18 protein-coding genes are annotated in these 20,602 nt (G+C 72.8%); 11 read left to right on the top strand and 7 right to left on the bottom strand.

Annotated features, from left to right (window positions below; translation table 11 throughout):
* Positions 1-14 precede the first annotated feature (14 nt).
* Entirely contained in the window at positions 15-560 is a 546-nt protein-coding gene (locus QSK10_RS19955) for a DUF2087 domain-containing protein (protein WP_285664377.1), read from the top strand.
* On the opposite strand, the gene QSK10_RS19950 is transcribed toward QSK10_RS19955, so the two are convergent.
* The 3 genes from QSK10_RS19950 to QSK10_RS19940 are packed head-to-tail and all read right to left on the bottom strand — an operon-like array spanning position 557 to position 6,662.
* Positions 557-1,588 carry a prolipoprotein diacylglyceryl transferase family protein gene (locus tag QSK10_RS19950; RefSeq protein ID WP_285664376.1) on the bottom strand — a complete coding sequence of 344 codons (1,032 nt, stop codon included), beginning with the start codon at positions 1,586-1,588 and terminating at the stop codon, positions 557-559. The two genes, QSK10_RS19955 and QSK10_RS19950, sit on opposite strands and share 4 nt — an antisense overlap.
* Entirely contained in the window at positions 1,585-2,055 is a 471-nt protein-coding gene (locus QSK10_RS19945) for a hypothetical protein (protein WP_285664375.1), read from the bottom strand. The genes QSK10_RS19950 and QSK10_RS19945 overlap by 4 nt, the downstream gene beginning before the upstream one ends.
* Positions 2,052-6,662: an eCIS core domain-containing protein gene (locus QSK10_RS19940; protein WP_285664374.1), complete on the bottom strand. Its 4,611-nt coding sequence runs from the start codon at positions 6,660-6,662 to the stop codon at positions 2,052-2,054. The genes QSK10_RS19945 and QSK10_RS19940 overlap by 4 nt, the downstream gene beginning before the upstream one ends.
* Before the next feature lie 230 nt (positions 6,663-6,892).
* On the opposite strand from QSK10_RS19940, the gene QSK10_RS19935 reads away from it, so the two are divergent.
* A complete protein-coding gene (locus QSK10_RS19935; RefSeq protein ID WP_285664373.1) occupies positions 6,893-9,472 on the top strand; it encodes a hypothetical protein in 2,580 nt (859 codons plus the stop codon).
* Between the two features lie 10 nt (positions 9,473-9,482).
* Positions 9,483-9,833, top strand: a complete 351-nt coding sequence (locus QSK10_RS19930; protein WP_285664372.1) for a hypothetical protein — start codon at positions 9,483-9,485, stop codon at positions 9,831-9,833.
* Here QSK10_RS19930 and QSK10_RS19925 read toward each other — a convergent pair.
* Both QSK10_RS19925 and QSK10_RS19920 read right to left on the bottom strand, forming a co-directional pair.
* Positions 9,830-10,306 carry a DUF6653 family protein gene (locus QSK10_RS19925; RefSeq protein ID WP_285664371.1) on the bottom strand — a complete coding sequence of 159 codons (477 nt, stop codon included), beginning with the start codon at positions 10,304-10,306 and terminating at the stop codon, positions 9,830-9,832. The genes QSK10_RS19930 and QSK10_RS19925 overlap by 4 nt on opposite strands.
* Positions 10,307-10,308: 2 nt before the next feature.
* Positions 10,309-10,917, bottom strand: a complete 609-nt coding sequence (locus QSK10_RS19920; protein ID WP_285664370.1) for a TetR/AcrR family transcriptional regulator — start codon at positions 10,915-10,917, stop codon at positions 10,309-10,311.
* A gap of 113 nt (positions 10,918-11,030) precedes the next feature.
* On the opposite strand from QSK10_RS19920, the gene QSK10_RS19915 reads away from it, so the two are divergent.
* Positions 11,031-11,312, top strand: coding sequence for a hypothetical protein (locus QSK10_RS19915; RefSeq protein WP_285664369.1), 282 nt, complete (start codon positions 11,031-11,033; stop codon positions 11,310-11,312).
* Here the strand turns inward: QSK10_RS19915 and QSK10_RS19910 are convergent.
* On the bottom strand, positions 11,242-12,348 hold the full coding sequence (locus QSK10_RS19910) for a pentapeptide repeat-containing protein (RefSeq protein ID WP_285664368.1): 1,107 nt from the start codon (positions 12,346-12,348) through the stop codon (positions 11,242-11,244). The two genes, QSK10_RS19915 and QSK10_RS19910, sit on opposite strands and share 71 nt — an antisense overlap.
* A gap of 243 nt (positions 12,349-12,591) precedes the next feature.
* Here QSK10_RS19910 and QSK10_RS19905 point away from each other — a divergent pair, with 243 nt between their 5' ends.
* The 3 genes from QSK10_RS19905 (at position 12,592) to QSK10_RS19895 (ending at position 15,196) form a co-directional block, all read left to right on the top strand.
* On the top strand, positions 12,592-13,341 hold the full coding sequence (locus QSK10_RS19905) for a DUF4184 family protein (protein ID WP_285664367.1): 750 nt from the start codon (positions 12,592-12,594) through the stop codon (positions 13,339-13,341).
* Positions 13,342-13,479: 138 nt separating this feature from the next.
* On the top strand, positions 13,480-13,929 hold the full coding sequence (locus tag QSK10_RS19900) for a hypothetical protein (RefSeq protein ID WP_285664366.1): 450 nt from the start codon (positions 13,480-13,482) through the stop codon (positions 13,927-13,929).
* A gap of 544 nt (positions 13,930-14,473) precedes the next feature.
* Positions 14,474-15,196 carry a sigma factor gene (locus QSK10_RS19895; protein WP_285664365.1) on the top strand — a complete coding sequence of 241 codons (723 nt, stop codon included), beginning with the start codon at positions 14,474-14,476 and terminating at the stop codon, positions 15,194-15,196.
* Positions 15,197-15,221: 25 nt separating this feature from the next.
* On the opposite strand, the gene QSK10_RS19890 is transcribed toward QSK10_RS19895, so the two are convergent.
* Positions 15,222-15,479, bottom strand: a complete 258-nt coding sequence (locus tag QSK10_RS19890; protein WP_285664364.1) for a Smr/MutS family protein — start codon at positions 15,477-15,479, stop codon at positions 15,222-15,224.
* Between the two features lie 158 nt (positions 15,480-15,637).
* Between QSK10_RS19890 and QSK10_RS19885 the strand changes: the two genes are divergently transcribed.
* From QSK10_RS19885 to QSK10_RS19870, 4 genes are read left to right on the top strand one after another with little or no spacing between them, the layout of a single operon-like run.
* Positions 15,638-16,702 carry a glucose-1-phosphate thymidylyltransferase gene (locus QSK10_RS19885; RefSeq protein ID WP_285664363.1) on the top strand — a complete coding sequence of 355 codons (1,065 nt, stop codon included), beginning with the start codon at positions 15,638-15,640 and terminating at the stop codon, positions 16,700-16,702.
* On the top strand, positions 16,699-17,676 hold the full coding sequence (gene rfbB, locus QSK10_RS19880; RefSeq protein ID WP_285664362.1) for a dTDP-glucose 4,6-dehydratase: 978 nt from the start codon (positions 16,699-16,701) through the stop codon (positions 17,674-17,676). The genes QSK10_RS19885 and rfbB overlap by 4 nt, the downstream gene beginning before the upstream one ends.
* Positions 17,673-18,569 carry a dTDP-4-dehydrorhamnose reductase gene (rfbD, locus tag QSK10_RS19875; RefSeq protein WP_285664361.1) on the top strand — a complete coding sequence of 299 codons (897 nt, stop codon included), beginning with the start codon at positions 17,673-17,675 and terminating at the stop codon, positions 18,567-18,569. Before rfbB ends, rfbD begins: the two co-directional genes overlap by 4 nt.
* Before the next feature lie 25 nt (positions 18,570-18,594).
* Positions 18,595-20,598, top strand: coding sequence for a glycosyltransferase (locus tag QSK10_RS19870; RefSeq protein WP_285664360.1), 2,004 nt, complete (start codon positions 18,595-18,597; stop codon positions 20,596-20,598).
* The last annotated feature ends 4 nt before the right edge of the window (positions 20,599-20,602 follow it).

Below are 20,602 nucleotides of genomic sequence, written 5' to 3'. Positions count from 1 at the left end.
CGAAAGGCACGCTGATGGCCACCCTCGTGTCCCCCGACCGGATCGCCGCCGAGCTCGCCGACCCGGTGCTGCGCCGGGTCTTCGCCGCCGTCGTCCTGGGCGCCTCCACGGCCGCGCAGATCCTCGCCGCCTCCGGGCTCGGCGCGCCCCAGGCCGCCCCGGCCATCGGGCGGCTCGCCCGCGCGGGACTCCTCGTCCAGGGCAGGGGAGTGGTCACCGTCGACGACGGGGCCCTCGCCGCGGCCGGGGAACGGGCGATGTGCCACATGGCCGACGAGGCCGCCGCCGACCAGCCCGACCCGCTGCTGCGCGGCTTCATCAGCGGCGGCGTCCTCGTGCGGCTGCCGGAACCCGACGACGACGCCCACCCGGCCGCCCTCGCCCATATCGCCGAGAGCGTCTTCACCACCGGCGAGTACGACGAGCGGGCGGTCAACGAGCGGCTGCGGCCCTGGTGCGAGGACGGCGCCCTGGACGTCCTCTCGCTGCGCCGCGCGCTCGTCGACGCCGGGTTTCTCCGCCGGGAGTCCGGCCGCTACCGGCGCAGCTCCGGGGATTAGACCGGCCCGAGGTCCACGACGATCAGGTCGCCCCCGCCGCGCGCGATCCCGGCGGGGGCGTCCACGCCGTACAGCCGCGCGATCAGCGTCCCCACCGCCTCGCGCGCCGGGGCGACCGCGACGGTCATCCGCCCGGCCACCACGCTCGCCGACACCCGCGTCCCGCAGGCGGTGACCACCACGGGCGTCCCGCCACCGCGGGCGGCCTCCGTACTGCCGCGCACGGCCTCGGCGAGGTGGACGAGGTGGCGCGGATGCGCGACGTCGCTCAGGGCCGGTGGCGCGATGAGGAACAGCGCCGCCACCAGCGCGAAGGCCGGCGCGATCGGGAACCCGCCGAACACCGCCGCGTACCCGGCCGCCACGACCGACGCTCCCACACCGACGAGGCTCTGCGGCGACACCCGCCGCCGCGAGGGCGGCCCGTCCCCGCGCAGCCGCTCCAGCCCGGCGCGCGCGGCGCCGTACCCGCCCAGGCACACCACCAGCCCGAGCCCGCTCACCGCACCCGCCGCGACGAGCGCGCCGGCCACGACCGCCTCGGCGGCCTGCACCGGCACGAGCCCGACTCCGGCCAGGACGCCCGGGAAGCCCTCGGCGACGTGCTCGCGCCGGTAGGCCACCCGCGGCCCGCGCACGGCGACGCGCCCGTGGCAGCAGCCCGCGGCCAGGCAGCCCAGGCGCCCCACGGCGATCGCGGCGAGCACGCCCGGCGCCAGGACGTCCAGGTAGCTGGGCACGTCGGCGCCCAGCGCCCACACCACCAGCGCGCAGGCGGTGAGGACGGCGAGGAACTGGTGCAGCGCGACCAGCCGCTCGCGCCCGTGCCGCACCTTCGCCGCCAGCGCGGTGACCACGAAGGCCGCCACCCCGGCCGCGCACGCCACGCCGGTGACCACCGCGTCCAGCCCGCGCGGGGCCGACAGTCCGAAGGCGACGGCGAGCGCGGCGGCCAGGCCGAGGACGGCGTACAGCCGGAAGGCGGTGACCCCGGCCCGGGTGACCGGCGCGGGTGCGCGCACGGTCATGCCGTGTACCACCACCAGTGGGTCTCCGGGACGCCCTCGGGACGGTCCTGGGGCGCGTGGAAGAACCCGCCGGTCGCCGACCAGCGCTCGCGCAGCCGCTCGTCCAGCCGCTCGGGCGCGGGCACCACGCCGGGCGCCAGGCGCCGCAGGAACTCCACGGCCGAGCGGCGGCGGCAGACCACCCGGTCCTCGTCGTCGTACCAGGTTCCCGACAGCATCCGCCGGGTCTCGCGCGTGTACTCGGCGAGCGCGCCGAGGGCGATCGGCAGCAGCGGCGGCACCTCCCGGCGGAAGACCACCACGTCGTGGCGGGCGGCGTAGGCGGGGGAGCGCAGGCGGGTGAGCTCGACGTCGAAGAGGCCGTCCATGAAGCGCGCGAAGGCGGCGTCCTGCTCCTCGGCGGGCCGGGCCGGGTCGGCGGCGGCCAGGGCGGCGAGCAGCCCGGGGAGATCGGGTTCGGCGGTCATCTTCCACTCCCGTAGGTCGCGATGAAGGCGCGCCCGTCGGGCGTCACGACCACGATCGCACGGATGGTCACACCGCCTTCGGTGCGGACGAAGAAGACCCGCTGCTCCCCGTACTGCCCGGTCTCCACGCGGGAGGTGGTGGGGTTGCGGACGGTCTCGGTGACGCTGCCGAAGTAGGCGGTGGTGCGGCTGCCGCCGGGGGCCGTCCCGGCGGCGCGCTCGGCGGGCGTGATCTCCCGGAAGTGCTTGAGGACGTGGTACGCCGCCGAGGACTGCGTCCCGAACCCCAGGTTCTGCGCGACGGCGCCCAGGGTGGCCGCGAGCATGCTCCTGGGCGTGTCGGCGGGGATCGACACCGAGCCGACGCGCAGCCCCGGCTCGCTCGTGCGCTGCCGGAACGTCTCGCCGACGTCGGCCGCGCCGGTCGCCGACAGCCGCCGCCCGCGCCCGCCGGGCTGCGTCTCGGTGAGCCCGTCCAGGACGGCGTTCTCCAGGAACGCGTCGACGGCCTCCTCGGTCATCCGCGACAGCCGCGGGGGCAGGTTCGCCGGTTCCGTCCCGGGCGGGAACATCGCGCGGAGGGCGTCGACGTGCAGCTGCTCCAGCTCCACCGGCGTCGGCGCGTTGGGGGCGCCGGACGGTGTGGTCGCGCCGTGGCGGCGGCGCCAGGAGTCCAGGGCGCGGTCGCGTTCGGCCCGCCAGGTGCGGACCCGCTCGGTGTGCCGGACGTCGACCTCGCCGATGAAGTACTGGAAGTGCTCGACGAACTCGGCGGCGTTGGCGGGGTTGCGCGACAGCGCGTAGTCGCGGGCGTAGTCGCGCATCGGCTGCCCGGTGCGCTCGTTGGCCAGCTGGTTGAGGCGCTCCAGATCCCGCCGGGACGGGTTGGGGAAGCGCGTGGCCGGGACGCCCAGGTCGGTCAGCAGGTAGGCGCGGCCGCGCTCGCGGTGGTGGGCGAAGTAGAGCCGCCCACCGGCGTTGGTGTGGTAGCGGTCCAGGCGCGCCCGCAGGTCCGCGGGCATGCGCTGCGGGTCGCCCCCGGCGGCGGCCAGTGCCCGGGTCGCCTCCAGCAGCTCCCGTAGCGCGGTCGGCTGGCCGCCGGTGATCTCGGCGAGGCGCGCGGCGCTGATCTCCAGGCCGGACCCGGCGCGCCCGGGGATGCCGTCGATGCGGACCAGGCCCGGCTCGGTGTCGACGTCCACGGTGGACCCGGTGGCCGCCCGCGCGGCGGTGAACGCCTCCAGCCCGGCGCCGCGCAGCGCGGTGGCCAGCCGGTTGGCGGCGGTGCCGTTGCCGACGGCGTCGACGGCCGCGCGGGCACGGGCGGGCGGGATGTCCTGCAACGCGGTGAGCGCGGGGGTGTCCAGGTGCAGCAGCATGTGCGCGACACCGGCGTCGTCGAGTCCGCCCGAGCGCAGCCACGGCAGGGCGGCGTGCCGGTCGACGAGGTCGGCGTCGCTGACGCCACCGCCGCGCAGCCTCGCGGCCAGGTTCGGCTCACCGGCGGCCCGCAGCTCGGCGGCGATGTCCAGGCGCGCGCCGGTCTCCAGCGTGACCGGCGGCGGACGCTGCCCCGCCGCGGCCGCCGCACCCGCCCGGGCGCGGGCGCCGCCGCTGATGGCGGCGGTGTCGGTGCGCAGGAAGTCCGAGCGGCGGATGCCCTGGCGCACCAGGTCGCGGTTGCTGATGAAGAACATCGCGCCGCTGTTGAGGAGGCTCGCGATGACCCGCAGGGTCTGCATGGCGCGCTGCCCGTCGTCCATGGACGGGTCGGACTGCGCCAGCCGGATCTGGTCGATGCCGTGGGCGGTGGCGAAGACCAGGGTCCCGGCGTCCCCGGCGAGCGCGCTCATCACCATCCAGCTGCCGACGCGGTACATCGTCGGCCGGATCGTGTTGATGCCCAGCCCGCGCAGCGTCGACCCGCCCACGCCCAGCAGCGAGGTCAGGATCGACACGCCTTCGAGGACGTTGCGGGAGTCGCTGGCCGGGATCCCGATGCTGATGTTCTCGTAGATCGCCACCGCGCTGCGCGCGACCGAGGCGGCCAGGATCGCCGCGCCCAGCCACTTCGTCGCCGTCGTCGGTTCCGGGGTGAGCAGCAGGATCCCGGCGACGATGACCCCGCCCACGGTGAGGATCCCGTCGACCCAGGCCTTGGCGGTGTTCCAGGCCGTGGTGGTCTCGAAGCCGGTCCCGGCCGTCCACCCGGCGGGCGCGAAGCGGTGGACGACCGTCCCGCCGCGCGGATAGGGATGATCGGCGTGCCAGGCGTTGGCCGCGTCGATCGTCGCCGCCAGCGGCGTGTCGCCGTGCCCGTCGAAGCGGTAGACGTCGCGGCCGGTGGAGTCGAGGAAGCTCGCCGCCCACCGCGTCCCGTCGTGCATGAGCCGCAGGTGGATCATGATCGGCTGCGCGCCACCGGCCGAGGGCAGCACGATCGTGGCCGGGATCGGCTTGGAGTAGGTCGTCCCGGGCGCGCACGTGGACAGGTCGTCGGGCAGCGGCTGGTCCAGGCCCGAGCCGGGGGCGTTGCGGCGCAGGCTCTCCAGCCTCGCGCGCTGCCCGGCGAGCCGGTCCTGCCAGTAGGGCTGCTGCTCACCACCGGCGGCCACCCGCCGCTCCAGGCCGGCGATCGAGGCGGTGATGGACGCCTCCTGCCCCGACAGCGCCGGAAGCGCGCCCGGCTCGCTCTGGGCGAGCAGCGCCTCCCCGGCCGTCTGCTGGTTCTGCACGGTCACCGAGGTCTGCGCGGTGTACAGCAGCCGCCCGCGGGTCAGCCCGAAGTTGCGCGCCGCCTCGTAGAGATGCGCCCGGACGGTGTGCGCGCCGACGGTGTCGAACTCCCGCGACAGCACCGGCAGGTCCCGCGTCACGACCTGCCCGTCGACCTCCCAGTCCACCGCGTGGCGGCTGCGCTGCGGCGCCCAGTCGGCGATGCGGAAGTTGACCCGGTCCCCGGCCAGCGCCACCGACGGGTCGGCGGCGATCGCCATCGACGCCGGCGCGGTGTTCTCGAAGCGCGTGGCCGGTGCTTGCACCGTCGCCTGCGGGGTGGTCTCGTCCCCGAGGAACACCCGCGCCGAGACCTGCAACTGGTCGCGGCCCTCATGCCGCATCTGCTCGCCGGGGACGCTCCAGAAGAAGTCGTCGAGTTCCACCGACATGTGGTTGCCGCGACCGGGGGCATTGACGAACTGGTTCATCCGGCCGCCGCCGTCGCTGCTCCAGCGCCACTCGACCCGCACGTTCCGGCCCTCCGGGACGTAGTCGAGCGCGAGCCCGTAGGTCAGCCGCTGCCCCCAGAAGTGCTGCCCGTCAGGTGTCGGCACGATCCGCCCGGTCACCGTCAGCATGTCCCGCGGCTGCGAACCCTCCAGGGACTCGTAGATCTCGTCGGGACCGAGGCGCACGCCCATCCCCTGGAGCTCGACGACCAGCGCGTCGATGCGCGCGTTGATGCCCGGCAGGTTCGCCGCGGGCTCGGTCCCGTCCAGGACGGCCCGCTTGCGCGCGTACAGCGGGCGCAGCTCGGCGACGATCGCCTGGTAGCGCGGCCGGTTGTCGATGGCCGGAGGCGGCTGCGTGCACCGCCGCATCCGCAGCCCCGACCGCAGCCTGGGCAGCGCCTCGGCGGCGGCCGTCTTCGCGCCACCCCACAGCGCGGCCATCGCCTTGGCCGCCGAGTGGTCCGCGTCGGCCTCGACCGCCCCGGCGTCCCCGCCCTCCCTCAGCGCCTGCCGTCCCGGCCCGGCGTCGCGCTGCTGGAGCACGTGCGCCAGCTCGTGGGCGATCAGCGCGTCCCCCAGCACCGAGCCCGGCCGGTACTCGCCCGGCGCGAACGCGATGGTGTTGCCCACCGTGACCGCCCGCGCGCCCTGCTCGGTGGCGTAGGGGCTGTCGGTGTGCACCTCGACCCCGCCGAAGTCGGCGCCGAACGAGCGGCCCATCGGGCCCGCGACCGAGGCGTCCAGCGCCCGCCCGGGCCCCGGGCCCTCGGCGGCGGTCTTCGGCCCGGAGGCGTTGTCGGCGAAGGGAAGCACCGGCACACCCAGGACCGGCATCTCCGGCGGATCGCTCACCCCGAAGTCCGCCGGAGCCGGCGGCGACCCGCCCGCCAGCCATCCCCGCAGGCCCTCGCCGACGCGCGCGCCGACCAGCGGCACGAACTCCGCCGCCGTCCGCGGGCCCGCCCCCACCGTCCCCGCGTACCGGCGCACCACCTGCTCGACGTGCGCGGCGGGCCGCTGCCGGAAGTACCGGATCCACTGCGGCAGCAGCGGGCAGCCCACCGCCGAGTACGCCGTCCCCTGCAACGCCTCGGTGGCCACCCGGGTCACCTCGCCCGAGACCTGGTCGAGGAACGCGCTCAGGGTCATCTGCCCCGGCTCGGGAGCCGCGTCGGCGTCCACCAGCAGCGAGGCGCCCCCGGCGCCCTGCTCGCCGACGGCCCGGCTGACCGCCTGGTTGCCCGCGTCCCGTTGCAGCGCCATGAGTCCCGGCACGTGCCCGACCGCCGGGCGGCGCTGGACCGGCGGCCGCTCCCGCCGGGGCTGGGGCGCGGACCCGGGTGTGCCCGGATCCCGATCGTGGGCGGCCCTTTCCATTCAACGATTGTCGGGTGGCGAGGGCGGCCGATCACGACCACGCGGCCGTTCGCGAGGGCAATGGGACATGCCTTTGCACGCAACGGCGACCATCCGAACGAGTCGCTTGTGGACGGTCGTCCCGCCCACCGCCTGATCGGGCAGCGCCGTCTGCCCAGGGAGCGGCTCACCGATGCCCGTGCCCCTCTGGACGGCGGTGCCAGACTCGGTGGTGACCGGAGGAGGGCTCCATGGCTCCGTCGTCGCTCGACATCGCCGCGCAACGCGGTGACCCGCGGTCCACACGGCCTTCGGTGGGCCAGAAAGCCCGAGCCCGCAAGCCCTGGACCACCGACCGCGCCGGGCGGGCCCGCACCCTCACCATGCTGCAGAGCGCCGCCGGGAACGCCGCCGTCACGCGGCTGCTCACCAAGGGCGCGGCCACCGGGTACGGTGCCTTAGGGGGAAAGCGCGAACTGGTCGAGGCGCCGCCCGCCACGCCCACGGTGGCCGAGGCCACCGGTGAGCGGCAGGGCCCCGAGACCGGGCGGGCCCTCATCGACGAGCAGCGCGAGGCCGTCACGGTCGACGCCCGGGAGAGCGAGGAGCGCATCGGCGCGTCCACCGCCGAAGGCGAGGACCGGATCGGCGAGCACTTCGGCGGCGTCCGCGAGGGTCTCGGGACGCTGCTGGACCGCTCCGAGGCCGAGGTCAGGGGCTTCATCGACGGCAGGCGGAACGAGGCCACCGCGGCCTCCGCCCAGGCCACGGCCTCCGCGCAGTCCCTGGTGGACGGCACCGTCGCGGCCGCGCAGGGGCAGGGCGAGGCGGCCCGCCAGACCATCGGTGCCGCCGTCGACGGCGCGTCCACCTCGCTGGAGGGCACCGTCCAGGGCCTCACCGGGCAGATCACCGGGGTGGTCAACCGGATCTCACTGCCCGACCTTCCCGGCGTGGGCCGCCTGCGGTCCCTGGCCGCCGGGCTCGTCAACGGCGCCGCGAGCACGGTGAGCGGCGGCCTCGCCCAGGTGCGCTCGATGCTGAATTCGGCGCTCCAGACCGGGACGCGGATGGTGGGCGCCCTGATCTCACAGCTCGGCAAGGCGGCGACCTCGGCGCTGGCGAAGTCCGGGGCGGCGATCCAGCGCGGCGTCCAGGCCGTGGCGAACGGACTCGGACGCGTCGCGACGCTCGTCCTCGGCGCGGTCCGCCGCGTCGTCGGGACCACGATCCTGCCCGCGGTCAACCGCCTGGAGAACCGCCTCGTGCGGAACCTGGGCACCGCGCGGCGGCAGGCCGTGACCGCCGTCCGCGCCAACCGCGACGAGAGCCTGCGGACACTGGCCGCCACGTCCACGTCGGCCGCGGCCACCGCGCCGGGCGCCGCGGCGCTGCGCGGCGTCACCGAAGGCTCCCGCGAAGGCAACCGGGGCCTGCTCGCGACGTTCCGGGAACGCACCGGCGGCATCCTCGGCTCGGTGTTCCAGGCCCTCACCGCGGGCGCCGCCCAGATCACCGCCCACGTGGGCGGGCTGCTGGGGCAGGCCCAGAACGCGGTGGCCGGCACGGTCGGGCGGATCGTGGCGGGCTTCGGCCAGATCACCGCCGCCGTGAGCGAGTTCGCCGGCTCCCTGCTGCGGTCGCTGACCTCGGCGGTGGGCGACGTCGTCGGCTTCGTCCAGGGACTGATCCAGGACCCGGCCCGGGCCCTGACCGACTACGCCGGGAGCGCGCTGACCGCCATCACCGGCCTCCCCGCCCGGCTGGCCCGCAACGTCCTCAGCGGCGACTTCACCGTCCCCTCCCTCGGCGACCTCGTCGGTCACTTCCGGCCCGCCAGCGGCGGCCCGATCACCAAGCCGCGCCCGCCCGGAGGCCCGATCACGCTACCGGGGCTGCGGCTCATCCTCCTGGTGCTGGCCACCTTCGGCGCGATCATCGTCTACGCGTTCCCGCAGCTCATGGCGGTGGTCACCGCGCTGGTCGCGCTCGGACTGACGCCGCTGGGCGCGCTGATCGTCGTCGGCCTGGCCGCCATCCTCGTGCTCGTGGCCCTGCTGCTCCTGCTGTACCTGCTGTGGAAGCTGGCCACGTCCAAACCCAAGCCGCCCGACCCCGAGCCGGTCATCACCCACGAGACCGCCTTCACCGCCCCCGACGGCTCACCGAAGTCGCGCGGCGAGGTCGGCGTCGGCGAGAAGGTCCTGTTCACCGGAAGCGCCTCGGGCGCGTGGACGGCCACCGCGGGCACACCGGCGTCCGGCACCGGCGACAAGTTCACCTGGACGGCACCCGACCGGGCCGCCACCGCGACCATCACACTCACCGTCGGCGCCAAGTCCAAGTCCGTCGACCTCAAGGTCGTCGAGCCCGCCTCCATCACCGCCCACCGCAACCGGACGATCCCGATCGGCCCCGGCACCGCCGGCGCCGGCATGAAACTGACCTTCCACTACAGCCCCAAGCACGTGTCCTTCGGGAACGTGGAGGCCAAGGAGGTCTCCGGACCGGCGACGAACATCACCGGCTACTTCCGCAAGCACTTCAGCGACGCCGACCTCTGGCACGACTCCGGCGACACCTTCTACCCCATCAAGGAGAACAACGAGGACAGCGCCGAGGACACCGCGAGCCTCACCTCTCCCATCACGCCCTGGGAGGCCGGGACCTTCGACTGGATCATCCCCAACCACTTCAAGACCAAGACCGAAAGCGGCGACGGCAAGAAGTTCACCGACGTCACCCAGGCCTTCCAGATGCTCGACGCCACCGGCCGGGTCAGAATCGACAAGGCGGGCGCCAGCGTCGAGCGCAGCCCGAGCGATCCCTGATGAGGACCAGATGACATCCGTGAGCGTGAGCCTGCGCGCCGAACCCGCCGAGCTGACGATGCCGGAGCGGCACACCTTCCGGCTGTCCCTGGACGCGCTCAACCCCGGCGACCGGACCGTCGACCCGCGACTCCACCGCGCGCGGCTGCTCGTCAACGGCCACGAGTCCACGGCCTGGAGCCTCGCCGTCGGCAACGGCCGCCGACCGCCGGAGTGGACCGCGCTCCCACCCGGCGAGCGGGTGACGATGACCTGGAGCGCGCTCGCCGCAGCGCTGTTCCCGCGTCCCGGCACCTACGACCTGGTCCTCACCCTCGACGAGACGGAGACCCCGGCGGTGCGCGTGGTCGTCCGCGACTAGCCCTCCGCGCTCTGTTCATAGAGCCGCCCGAGCCGGTCGATGCGCCACAGCTGCCCGACGATGAGCAGCGTCGCGCCGAAGACCGTCGGCCACACCTGCAGCGCGACCAGGCCCCACGCGATCAGCGCCAGCGCGACGACCCCCAGCCCGACCAGCAGCCGCTGCACACCCCGGTGGTCGCCGGTGACCAGCGAACGGTCGGCGAGCCACATCTTCTCGCCGTAGATCCCCTTCGCCGCCCAGCTCGTGGGCTCCTCGACCGGCGGGAACGCCCGCGGATTCAGCCACAGCCACACCATCACGACCGCGATCGGCGCCAGGCACCACCAGCCGAGCCAGTCCCGGCTCCAGATCGCCAGCAGCATCAACGGGATCGCGGCGAACCGCGTCCACACGCTCCACGGATTCGCGTGCCGCTTCCACGACTCGTCGGTCATCTTGAAAGTGGCGGCCACAGTGGACAGTGCGCCCATGCTCAGCTCCGTTCCGGGGTCGTGAGCCCCCGCGCGAGCGCGCGGATCGTGGCGTCGAGGACCCGGTCGTGGTCCTCGCCGAAGAGCTCGCGGTTCATGACGACCAGGCCCGCCGTGCGCATGACGCCCATGACCGTGGCGGCGTCCACATCGGCGACGAGCAACCCCGCCGCCTGCCCCCGCGCGATGTACCCGAGCACCGGCTCGACCAGATGCGGCCCCACACTCGCCAAGTCCTCCGCCGCCACCCGCCGCGCCACCGCCCGCAACTCCTCCGGATGCGTGAGCAGCCGGCGGTAGAAGGGATCGGTGGTGAGCACATCTGTCAGCTCGCGCAGCACCCCCGTCACCCCCGCGACATCGGCGTCCGCGGCGAGCGCGGGCCTGAGCCGGTCGGCGATCAACGGCGCCCGCCGCACCATCACGGCGGCGTAGAGCGCCTCCTTGCTGTCGAAGAACGCGTAGAAGCTGCCCTTGGCGACGCCCGCCGGAGCCACCAGCTCGTCCAGCGAGGTCTTCTTGAGGCCTTGCGCGGCGAAGAGCACCTCGCCGGTGTCGAGCAGGAGAGCGCGGATGCGCAGCTTTTCGTCGGCGGTGAAGGGGATGGCCATCGAGCGGCTCCAGCTATGACCGAGTTGGATATTTGGTCATAGCCTACGCCTCGCGGATCCACGCTGTCGAGCACGGGGACCACTCCCTTATGGACGCCGATAGCCTCACCGCCATGAATCCACCCCACGGCGCCCCCAAGAGCGCCACCCCGGCGGTCGCGTCGGTGATCCTGGCGTTCCTCGGCTGCGTGCTGCCCTTCCTCCCGATCGACCTCACCACCGTCCGCGCCTTTATCGCCCTGCCCCTCGGCCTCGCCGGCCTCGCGACGGCGGCCTTCGGGCTGATGGGAAACCGGCGCGGCAAGCCCGTCGCGGCGGCGGGGGTCATTCTGTCGGCGCTGGTGACGGGGTTGGGGGTGTGGATGATCGTGCTGCATGTGGATCTGGTGGGTTAGCGAGCCGGACGTGGGGGCCGTCCTTGGCGAAGCTCAGTTCCCAGCGTTTGTCGCCGGCATCGAGATCATCGAGGACGGTCACGTCGGTGGTGGCCGGCGGTGCACCGAGCATCGGCCGGCCGTCGTCGATCCTGGGGCGGCCATGGAATTCGGTGCTGGCGAGTACAGCCATCCCCTGTAGCCGCATCCCGCTGAGATCGGCGCTGTCCCTGAAGGCGCAGCCCAAGATCATGAGACCGCCGTCGCACTGGGCCTCCCGAAAGGAGACCGCGCCCTCGAACGTCGTCCCCACGATCGAGGTATGGCCCGTTACGGCCATTTCCGCAAAGCTGACCGCGCCGTCGAACACCGCTCCGTCCAGCCTCAGGTCCTGTTCGCACGCGGCACCGGTGAACGTGGCGTCCCCGTGGAAGACGGCCTGGTCGAAGAGCGCCTTTCCGGTCGTCCGGCAGCCCGTGAACCACGCGTCGCCGAGATGGCAGCCCCCGAAGTTCGGCTCGTGAAGCACGGCCGCGGTGAGGTCGACCCGCATGCGCGGCCAGAACTCCCCGGTCGCCTCCGGCTGGACGGTGTCGCGTTCCGAAGCGGGACGAGGGTCGCGCAGCCTGGCCTTGAGCAAGCGCTGCGCGGTGATGCGCACCTGCACCTCGCCGGTGGGTTCGCCGTCCTCGTCGGCCCGCTTCAACGGCATCCGGAGGTAGGAACACCACACGTCGACGATCACCTGCCGGTACTCGTCGTGCTGCTGCCCGAGCCGGTCCAGCGCGTAGAGCCCGCCCAACCGCACGGCCGCCGCCGTGTGGCCGAGCTGCTCGACCGCCTTCACGTACATGTCGGTGATCCGCCGCTGTTCGGCGTCATGCCACCCGGCCCGCGAGTCCCGCTCCTGGTGCCACTGCCGCCGCGCCAGGAGCAGCGCCGTCCACGCCCCACCCACCCCCAAGGTGAGAGTGCCGGCGTTGCGAACGGCGTCCATCCGGCCGTTCCCATCCCGTGCCGCCACACTGAGCATCACCCAGACCAGGACGCCGCCCACCAACACGGTAGATCCGAGAGCGACGAGGATCCACGTCCGCCACCGCGGCTGCGGTCCGTCAACCGGATTCCTCATAAGGCCACTGTCCCGGCCCACTACCAAGACCACATCGGCCATCCGCCCACCAACGCGAATCGGTCCAGGGGCCGGACCGATTGGCGCGTGATGGACTGACGATGCCCCGGTGAGGGCCCCAGTCCGGTTGACGGACCTCAGCCCCTCAGCCCCTCGTACTGTGACCCGATGCCCATCACCCTGCCCGCCCATCCGGCCGCCGTGCTCCCCCTGAAACAGCGCTGGCCGAAGCGCGTGGACGGCGTCGCCGCGGTGATCGGCTCGATCGCGCCCGACCTGGCCTACGCCTTCATTCCGGCGTGGAACGTCGACTCACACGGATGGCTCTCACTGCTCTACTGGTCACTGCCCATCACGGTGGTCCTGGCCGTACTCGTTCGCCGCGCCGTCCTGCCCGCGGCGGTGCACATGCCCGACCTGGGGCAGCTTCACCCGCGCGACCTGGCCGCCAGCGCGAGCGTGCGCCACGCGCTGCCGATCACCGCGTACTCGGCGCTGGCCGGCGCGGCGAGCCACATCGTCTGGGACCTGTTCACGCACGAGAGCGGGCTGCCGCTCTGGCTTCCGATGCTGATGGAACCGTCGCCTCTCGGCGTCCCATGGTTCAAGACCCTCCAGTACGGGTCAGGAGTAGCCGGGACGCTCGTAACCGCGTGGTGCGTTCTCCAGATCGGCCGCCACCGGATGCTGATGCGCTGGCACGGTGAGCCACCGCCGTCCGGCTCGCGGGCCCGCACGTGGTGGCCGGTCTTCGCCGCTGCCGTCGTCCCGTCGGTGGTGCTCGCGATCCAGCTCCCGGACGGCCGCTTCCCGCACATCCTGATGTCGCGAGCGATCTGGTGCGCGATCCTGGCCGCCGCCGTCGCGACCCTTCTCACCCGGGTCGGGGACCGTCGGCGCAGCATGCGTGAGCGGTGACCCTCACGCCCCCGAATCGGACTCGGATCGGCGAGCCTGCCCTGAGGGTTGCCCGTTCGTCTCGTGACGGCGTCGGTCCGTTGTGACTTCCATTGAATACGCCCCCGACCGGCACTCGGGTCCACATGAAGGAGACCCGTGACCAGTCCGATCGCTGATGACGCCCAGCCTCCCAGTGAGGCGGTTCCACCCGAAGACGTGATCTACGAGTCGCGTGCCGCACGCCGGAAGGCCGCGTTGCAAGCGTTGCCGTGGAAGGCGCTGATCGTGCTGATGGCGCTGGTCGCCGCACTGGCGACCCTCGTGGTGACGGTAATGGCGGACCGCCCGGAGGCCGAAACGCGGGAGCCGACCTTGGAGTCACAAGCCGCGACGGCCTGCGAGGGCTTCGTCAGTCAGCGGCTCAAGGCTCCCGCTACCGTGAGTTTCGTGAACACCACGGCTGTGGCCTCCGTATCGGGCTATCGCGTTGTCGGTGAGGTCGACGCCCAGAACAGCTTTGGCGCCTTGATCAGGACGGCTTACACCTGCGAGGTCACCCGGCGGAACGGCAACTGGAGCCTTGTGAGCGTCACCTTCGCCACGTGACCCGGAGTCTCAACCGGGCGTTGGATGGTGACGTCAGTTGAACCTGAAGTGCACGAACAGCCTCCCCAAGATCTTGCCTTGAGTCACTTCTCGCCGGTGGCGTAGCCGGTTGCCGCCCGGTCAGCCGGGCACGTTGACCGACGAACGGGGCATTGGACGGGTGAACGGATGGCGGTGGACGTATCGCCGGACTTCTGCCCGTCGTTGGCGAATCGTGGTCGGAACAGGATTCTCCAATGGACGTCGGCGCCGACACTGGCCGTCGGCTTCGGCATTTCCCACCGTGGGTCTGTGGCTCGCCGGTGTACGGCTCGCGATGTGCGCTTCGCAGGCCGAGTTCGCGATCAGCGCGGGCGTCAGTACCGCGTCGGTCCGGAACTGGGAGCGCGATCGCTCATTTCCGAAGCTGCTGACGTTACGGCGTCTCAGGGACAGGTTGCGAATGCCGCCATACGTCCTCGAACGCGCACTACGTCGCTTCGATCGTGGCTGGAGTCGGAGTCGGCAGGTCCCACCCGACCAGGACTCCCAGAAGTTCTGGCGAATGATCGCCGCGCCGGTGGGATCGCCGCTGGAGGCGTCGTTGCTGAACGAGCTCGTTCGCGATCACCGGTATCTCGTGACGCGAGCCGCGCGCGGGTTCGCCAGATGGTGCCAGGATCTGGAGGATCTTGAACAGGAGGCGTTCATCGCGTTGCCGCGGATTCTGAGTTGTTACGTTCCAGCCCGGGGAAAGCTGTCGTGGTATGCCTTGAAGTCCTGCCGCAGACGGATGATCGGCTACCTGGCGGAGACCTACTACGCCGGCGTTCGGCCTGAGTCCCTGCCCGGATACCGGCTGGTCCACCGGCGGATGAGGGTCCACCTGGAGCGGTTCGGGCGCCGGATGACCGAGACCGAGGTCGTCACGTCCACCGGCCTGCCGTCGACGCTCGTCCGTGAGGCGATGTGCCACCACGCACGGCGGGTGGAGTCCCTGGACGATCCAGGGAGGAGGATCCGATCGCGGCACGAGACGGTGGGAACGGCGAGCGCGGACATGGAGAGGGCCGAACTTCTCGCGGATCTGCGGAAGGAACTGAGGGATCTCCCGGACGCGGCCGCACTGGTCATCGCCGTCGCGATCGATGGGGAAGCAGTCGAGGCGGCAGGCCGGCGGCTGGGCATGGCGGCCGGAACGGCGCTCGACCGCTACCAGCGTGCACTCCACCGCCTGGAGGGCTGGGCCGCCTCGCTCATGGCCCGCCAGGCCAACGGTTCGACCTGAAGCGGCCCTGCTCGACGGGCGCCGGTCACTTGAACCGGAAATGCACGAACAGCCGCCCCCAGTTCTGCCCGTCCTTCTCCACCCGGTGGTACAGCGCCTTGATGTCCTTCTGGTCCAGGAAGCGCAGGACCTTCTTCTTCAGCGCGCCCGAGCCCTTGCCGGGGATGATCTCCACGAGCTTGATCTTCTTGCTGATCGCCTGGTCGACGATGTCGCGGAGGGCGCGGTCGATCTGGCCGCCCTTGTTGTAGATGTCGTGGAGGTCGAGGACGAGTTTGGCCATGGATCCCATGGTGGCACGTGTGGCGGGCATGGGTGTCGCGACCGGTGGTGGGCTTTGGCGTGGGATCGGCCGGTATGGAACGGAATGCTAATCGGTCGTTACGGCAGGGTGGCTGTTGGGGCAACGGAGCAGGGATTTCCTCTGTTAGCCTCTGCCGCATGAAAGCCCTTGTCCTCTCGGGTGGGGCCGGGAGTCGACTGCGGCCCATCACCCACACCTCCGCCAAGCAGCTCGTGCCCGTGGCGAACAAGCCGGTCCTGTTCTACGGGCTGGAGGCGATCGCCGAGGCGGGTGTGCGTGAGGTGGGTGTCGTTGTCGGCGATACGGCCGCTGAGATCGAGGACGCCGTGGGGGACGGGTCGGCGTTCGGCCTGTCGGTCACCTACATCCGGCAGGCCGCGCCTTTGGGCCTGGCGCACGCGGTGCTGATCGCGCGGGAGTTCCTCGGTGAGGACGACTTCGTCATGTACCTCGGTGACAACTTCATCGTCGGCGGGATCAAGGGGCTGGCCGATACGTTCCGCGAGGAGCGGCCGGACGCGCAGATACTGCTGACGCCGGTGGCCGATCCGGGCGCGTTCGGGGTCGCCGAGCTCGACGGGGCCGGGCGGGTCGTGGGCCTGGAGGAGAAGCCGGAGCGGCCCAAGAGCGATCTGGCGCTGGTCGGGGTGTACATGTTCGGCGTGGCGGTGCACGAGGCGGTGCGGGCGATCAAGCCGTCCGCGCGGGGCGAACTGGAGATCACCGACGCGATCCAGTGGCTCATCGAGCAGGGCCGGGACGTGCGGTCGGCGACGATCCGGGGTTACTGGAAGGACACCGGGAACGTCACCGACATGCTGGAGGTGAACCGGACGGTTCTGGAGGGCATCGAATCCGATCTCGCCGGGACGATCGAGGACAGCGAGATCATCGGCCGGGTGCACGTCGCCGAGGGCGCGGTGGTGCGCGGCTCGCGCATCGTCGGGCCGGTGACGATCGCCGCGGGGGCGGTGATCAGCGGGTCCTACGTGGGGCCGTTCACGTCCATCGCCGAGGACTGCCGCATCATCGACAGCGAGGTCGAGTACTCGATCCTGCTGCGCGGCGCCTCCATCGTGGGCGTCAGCCGCATCGAGGCGTCCCTCATCGGCCGCAACGTCGAAGTGACGCCCGCGCCGCGGGTTCCGGCCGCGCACCGGCTCGTCGTCGGCGACTACAGCAAGGTGCAGATCTCCTCATGACCAGGATCCTCGTGACCGGCGGCGCCGGTTTCATCGGCTCCCACTACGTCCGGACGCTGCTCGGCCCCCAGGGGCCCGGCGACGTCGCGATCACCGTCCTCGACAAGCTCACCTACGCGGGCGATCCGGCGAACCTGGACGCCGTGCGCGCCCACCCCGGCTTCGCCTTCGTCCACGGCGACATCTGCGACGCCGCCCTGGTCGCGGAGCTGATGGCCGGCCACGACCAGGTCGTGCACTTCGCCGCCGAATCGCACGTCGACCGCTCCATCGACGGCGGCGCGGAGTTCGTGCGCACCAACGTCACCGGCACGCACACGCTCGTGGACGCCGCGCACCGCGCGGGCGTCGCGACGTTCGTGCAGGTCTCCACCGACGAGGTCTACGGCTCCATCGACGTGGGCTCGTGGCCGGAGACGCACCCGCTCGCCCCGAACTCGCCGTACTCGGCGAGCAAGGCGTCCGGCGACCTGATCGCGCTGGCGTATCACCGCACGCACGGTTTGGACGTGCGGGTGACCCGCTGCTCCAACAACTACGGGCACCACCAGTTCCCCGAGAAGGTCGTCCCGCTGTTCATCACGAACCTCCTCGACGGGAAGAAGGTGCCGCTGTACGGCGACGGCGGCAACGTCCGCGACTGGCTGCACGTCGACGACCACGTGCGGGGCATCGAACTGGTGCGCGCCAAGGGCGCGGCGGGCGAGATCTACAACATCGGCGGCGGCACCGAACTGTCCAACAAGGAGCTGACCGCGCTGCTCCTGGACGCCTGCGGCGCGGGCTGGGACAGCGTCGACTACGTCACCGACCGCCTCGGCCACGACCGGCGCTACTCCGTCGACCACGCCAAGATCGGCGGCCTCGGCTACCGGTCCGGCAAGGACTTCGCGACCGGCCTCGCCGAGACCGTCGCGTGGTACCGGGAGAACCGGGCGTGGTGGGAGCCGCTGAAGGCGAGGACCGCCCGGTGAGCGGCGCGTGGGCGGTCACCGGCGCCGCCGGGATGCTCGGCCGGGACGTCCTGGCGCGGCTGGCCGGGGCGGGCGTGCCCGCGACGCCGCTGACCCGCGCCGGCCTCGACGTCACCGACCCCGGGGCCGTCAGCGAACTCATCGGGCGGCTGCGGCCATCGGTGCTGGTCAACTGCGCGGCGTGGACCGCCGTCGACGCCGCCGAGACCGACGAGGGCGCCGCGCACGCGGTCAACGCCGGCGCCGCGCGCCACCTCGCCGCGGCCTGCGCGGCGACGGGCGCGGTGATGCTGCACGTCTCCACCGACTACGTCTTCGACGGCACCGCCCGGACCCCCTACGCCGAGGACGCGCCCACCGCCCCCCGCAGCGCCTACGGGCGCACCAAGCTCGCCGGTGAGCTCGCCGTCCGCGAACTGCTGCCCGAGCGCGGGCTCATCGTGCGGACCGCGTGGCTCTACGGCGCCGGCGGGCCGAACTTCGCGCGTACGATGCTCGACCTGGAGGCCACCCGCGACACCGTGAGCGTGGTGGACGACCAGCGCGGCCAGCCGACCTGGACCGCCGACCTCGCCGACCGCCTCGTCCGGCTCGGCCTCGCCGCCCGCGACGGCCACGCCCCTCCGGGCGTCTACCACGGCACCGGCTCCGGCGACACGACCTGGTACGGGTTCGCGCGCGAGATCTTCCGGCTCGCCGGAGCCGACCCCGGCCGTGTCCGGCCGACCACCACCGACCGGTTTCCCCGCCCCGCCCCTCGTCCCGCGTACAGCGTGCTGGGACACGACCGCTGGGCGGCGACGGGTGTGCCGCCCGTCCGCGACTGGCGCGAGGCCCTCGCCGAGGCCTTCCCGCAGCTGCTCGCCGCCGCGCGTCCCGCCGCCCCCTCCTAGAACCCCCCGCAGATAGGACGTGCCCATGTCCGTGAAGGTCAGCATCATCGTGCCCGTGTACAACCCCGGAACCGACATCGAACCGGGTTTCGCCTCCTTCCTCGCGCAGACCATGCCGCAGGAGGAGCTGGAGATCATCTACGTCGACGACGGCTCCACCGACGACACCCCGGCGTGGCTGGCGCGAGTGGCGGCGGAGCACTTGAACGTCACGCTGATCACGATCCCCAACTCCGGGTGGCCCGGGCGTCCCCGCAACGTCGCCATCGAGGCCGCCAAGGGCGAGTTCGTGCAGTTCGTGGACCAGGACGACCGGCTCGCGCCCGACGCGATGCGGCGGATGTACGAGATGGCCGCGCGCAACGGCAGCGACGTCGTCCTGGGCAAGGTGGTCAGCGACTTCCGCCCGATCCACCACCCGGTGTTCCTGGTGGACCGCGAGTCGTGCACGGTGGACGACGCGCCGCTGCACGGGAGCATCACGCCGCACAAGATGTTCCGGACGTCGTTCCTGCGCGAGCGCGGCCTGCGCTTCCCCGAGGGCAAGTGGCTGCGGGAGGACCAGCTGTTCATGACGCAGGCGTACCTGGCCGAACCGAAGGCGTCCATCCTGGCCAGTTACGTCTGCTACTACTACTGGAAGCGCACGACGGGCGTCAACAACGCCGACGCCGGCGACGACTTCGGGGAGTCGGTCCGCAACCTGGGCGCGGTCGTCGCGTCGGTGGTGGAGCGCACCGAGCCGGGGACGCGGCGCGACCGGTTCATGGCCCGCTTCTTCCACGCCGAATTCCTGGGCCTGACCCTGACCGCCGCCCGTGACCTGGGGCTGCCGGAGTTCCTGGACTGGTGGCGCGACGGCGGTGTCGCCGAGCTGATCACCGAGCACCACTCCGAGGCGGTCGTGGCGCGGCTCGGCGTCCTGGAGCGGGTCCTCCTCGACCTGTCGCGCCGGGCCGATCTCGGCGAGTTCCACCGCTGGTGCCGTTTCGTCGCCTCGCTGCGGGCCTCGGCCCGCCTCGGCGACTTCGCGTGGACCGCCGACGGCGCCATCGCGCTCACCGTCACCGGCGGCTTCACCTACGGGCCGGACCGGCGTCCGCTCACCGTCATCGGCCGCGACGGCCGGACGCTCCTGGACCCGGCGATCCTCGCCGAGTACGGCGTGAGCGGCGTCGAGGCCGACCTGACCGGCTGCCTGGCCGCCGCCGAGCTGGACCTGCGCCTGCGCCGCCGCGAGGACCGCACCCAGTGGAGCGGCGACGTCGTCCTCACCCCCGGCGTCCCGGCCTCGGATGAGCCGCAGCCTCTGGCCCTGCGCGGGCAGGCGGGCATCGCGCTGGAGGCCGCCGGTGCCCGTGACCGGCTGGGCGAGGGGCACTGGGACTTCTACCTCGCGGTGACCGCCCTCGGCGTCAGCCGCGAGATCCGCCTCGGCGAGCACCGCGCCGGGGACGTGGCCGCGAAGCCGCGCCCGGCGCTGCTCGGCGCGCCCGCGCGGCCCGCGATCCCGTACTTCACGCAGGCCGACGCCTCCGGGAACCTCTCGGTCGACATCGGACGCGCCAGCAAGCGCCTGGGCGACCACCTCGACGGACGCCCCGTGCGCCGGATCGCGGGCGGGCTGGTCCTAGACGCGCTGACCACCCCCGGCACCGCGCCCGAGCGGGTCCGGCTCGTGCTGACCACCGCCTCGGGGAGGACCGTCGTCCCCGGCACCCTGTGCCCGGCGGGCGGGAGCGTGGTCCTGCCGGTGCCGAGGCGGTGGGACGCGCCCTCGGGCACCGCGACCCTCTCGGTGCACCTCGACGGCACCGGACGCCGGGCCACCGTCCTCGGCGAGGTCCGGGTGCGCGGCGGGCGCCTCGACCTGAGCGGCTTCCCGGACTCGGGGCTCGTCCCGGCGCCCGCCGAGGCCGCGGCCATCCGCGCCGCCGTGCGCCCGGTGGGTTCCCTGCCGGTCCGCGTCGCCAAGCGCGTACTGCCCCGCCGGCTGCGCTCCCGCGTCGCCCGACTCGTGAGGAAGTGAGCGC

Source organism: Actinorhabdospora filicis (assembly GCF_030269765.1).
Classification (GTDB): Bacteria; Actinomycetota; Actinomycetes; order Mycobacteriales; family Micromonosporaceae; genus Actinorhabdospora; species Actinorhabdospora filicis.
The sequence above is the reverse complement of the archived record's forward strand: the minus strand, read 5'-3'. Positions and strand labels throughout refer to the sequence as shown.

What these genes read in the sequence shown, in the direction of transcription:
- QSK10_RS19920 (WP_285664370.1), bottom strand. Translation starts at nt 10,917, where the DNA reads ATGGCCATCCCCTTCACCGCCGACGAAAAGCTGCGCATCCGCGCTCTC.
- QSK10_RS19945 (WP_285664375.1), bottom strand. Translation starts at nt 2,055, where the DNA reads ATGACCGCCGAACCCGATCTCCCCGGGCTGCTCGCCGCCCTGGCCGCC.
- QSK10_RS19905 (WP_285664367.1), top strand. Translation starts at nt 12,592, where the DNA reads ATGCCCATCACCCTGCCCGCCCATCCGGCCGCCGTGCTCCCCCTGAAA.
- QSK10_RS19935 (WP_285664373.1), top strand. Translation starts at nt 6,893, where the DNA reads ATGGCTCCGTCGTCGCTCGACATCGCCGCGCAACGCGGTGACCCGCGG.
- QSK10_RS19915 (WP_285664369.1), top strand. Translation starts at nt 11,031, where the DNA reads ATGAATCCACCCCACGGCGCCCCCAAGAGCGCCACCCCGGCGGTCGCG.
- QSK10_RS19925 (WP_285664371.1), bottom strand. Translation starts at nt 10,306, where the DNA reads ATGGGCGCACTGTCCACTGTGGCCGCCACTTTCAAGATGACCGACGAG.
- QSK10_RS19895 (WP_285664365.1), top strand. Translation starts at nt 14,474, where the DNA reads ATGATCGCCGCGCCGGTGGGATCGCCGCTGGAGGCGTCGTTGCTGAAC.
- QSK10_RS19955 (WP_285664377.1), top strand. Translation starts at nt 15, where the DNA reads ATGGCCACCCTCGTGTCCCCCGACCGGATCGCCGCCGAGCTCGCCGAC.
- QSK10_RS19930 (WP_285664372.1), top strand. Translation starts at nt 9,483, where the DNA reads ATGACATCCGTGAGCGTGAGCCTGCGCGCCGAACCCGCCGAGCTGACG.
- QSK10_RS19870 (WP_285664360.1), top strand. Translation starts at nt 18,595, where the DNA reads ATGTCCGTGAAGGTCAGCATCATCGTGCCCGTGTACAACCCCGGAACC.
- QSK10_RS19890 (WP_285664364.1), bottom strand. Translation starts at nt 15,479, where the DNA reads ATGGCCAAACTCGTCCTCGACCTCCACGACATCTACAACAAGGGCGGC.
- QSK10_RS19940 (WP_285664374.1), bottom strand. Translation starts at nt 6,662, where the DNA reads ATGGAAAGGGCCGCCCACGATCGGGATCCGGGCACACCCGGGTCCGCG.
- QSK10_RS19885 (WP_285664363.1), top strand. Translation starts at nt 15,638, where the DNA reads ATGAAAGCCCTTGTCCTCTCGGGTGGGGCCGGGAGTCGACTGCGGCCC.
- rfbB (WP_285664362.1), top strand. Translation starts at nt 16,699, where the DNA reads ATGACCAGGATCCTCGTGACCGGCGGCGCCGGTTTCATCGGCTCCCAC.
- QSK10_RS19950 (WP_285664376.1), bottom strand. Translation starts at nt 1,588, where the DNA reads ATGACCGTGCGCGCACCCGCGCCGGTCACCCGGGCCGGGGTCACCGCC.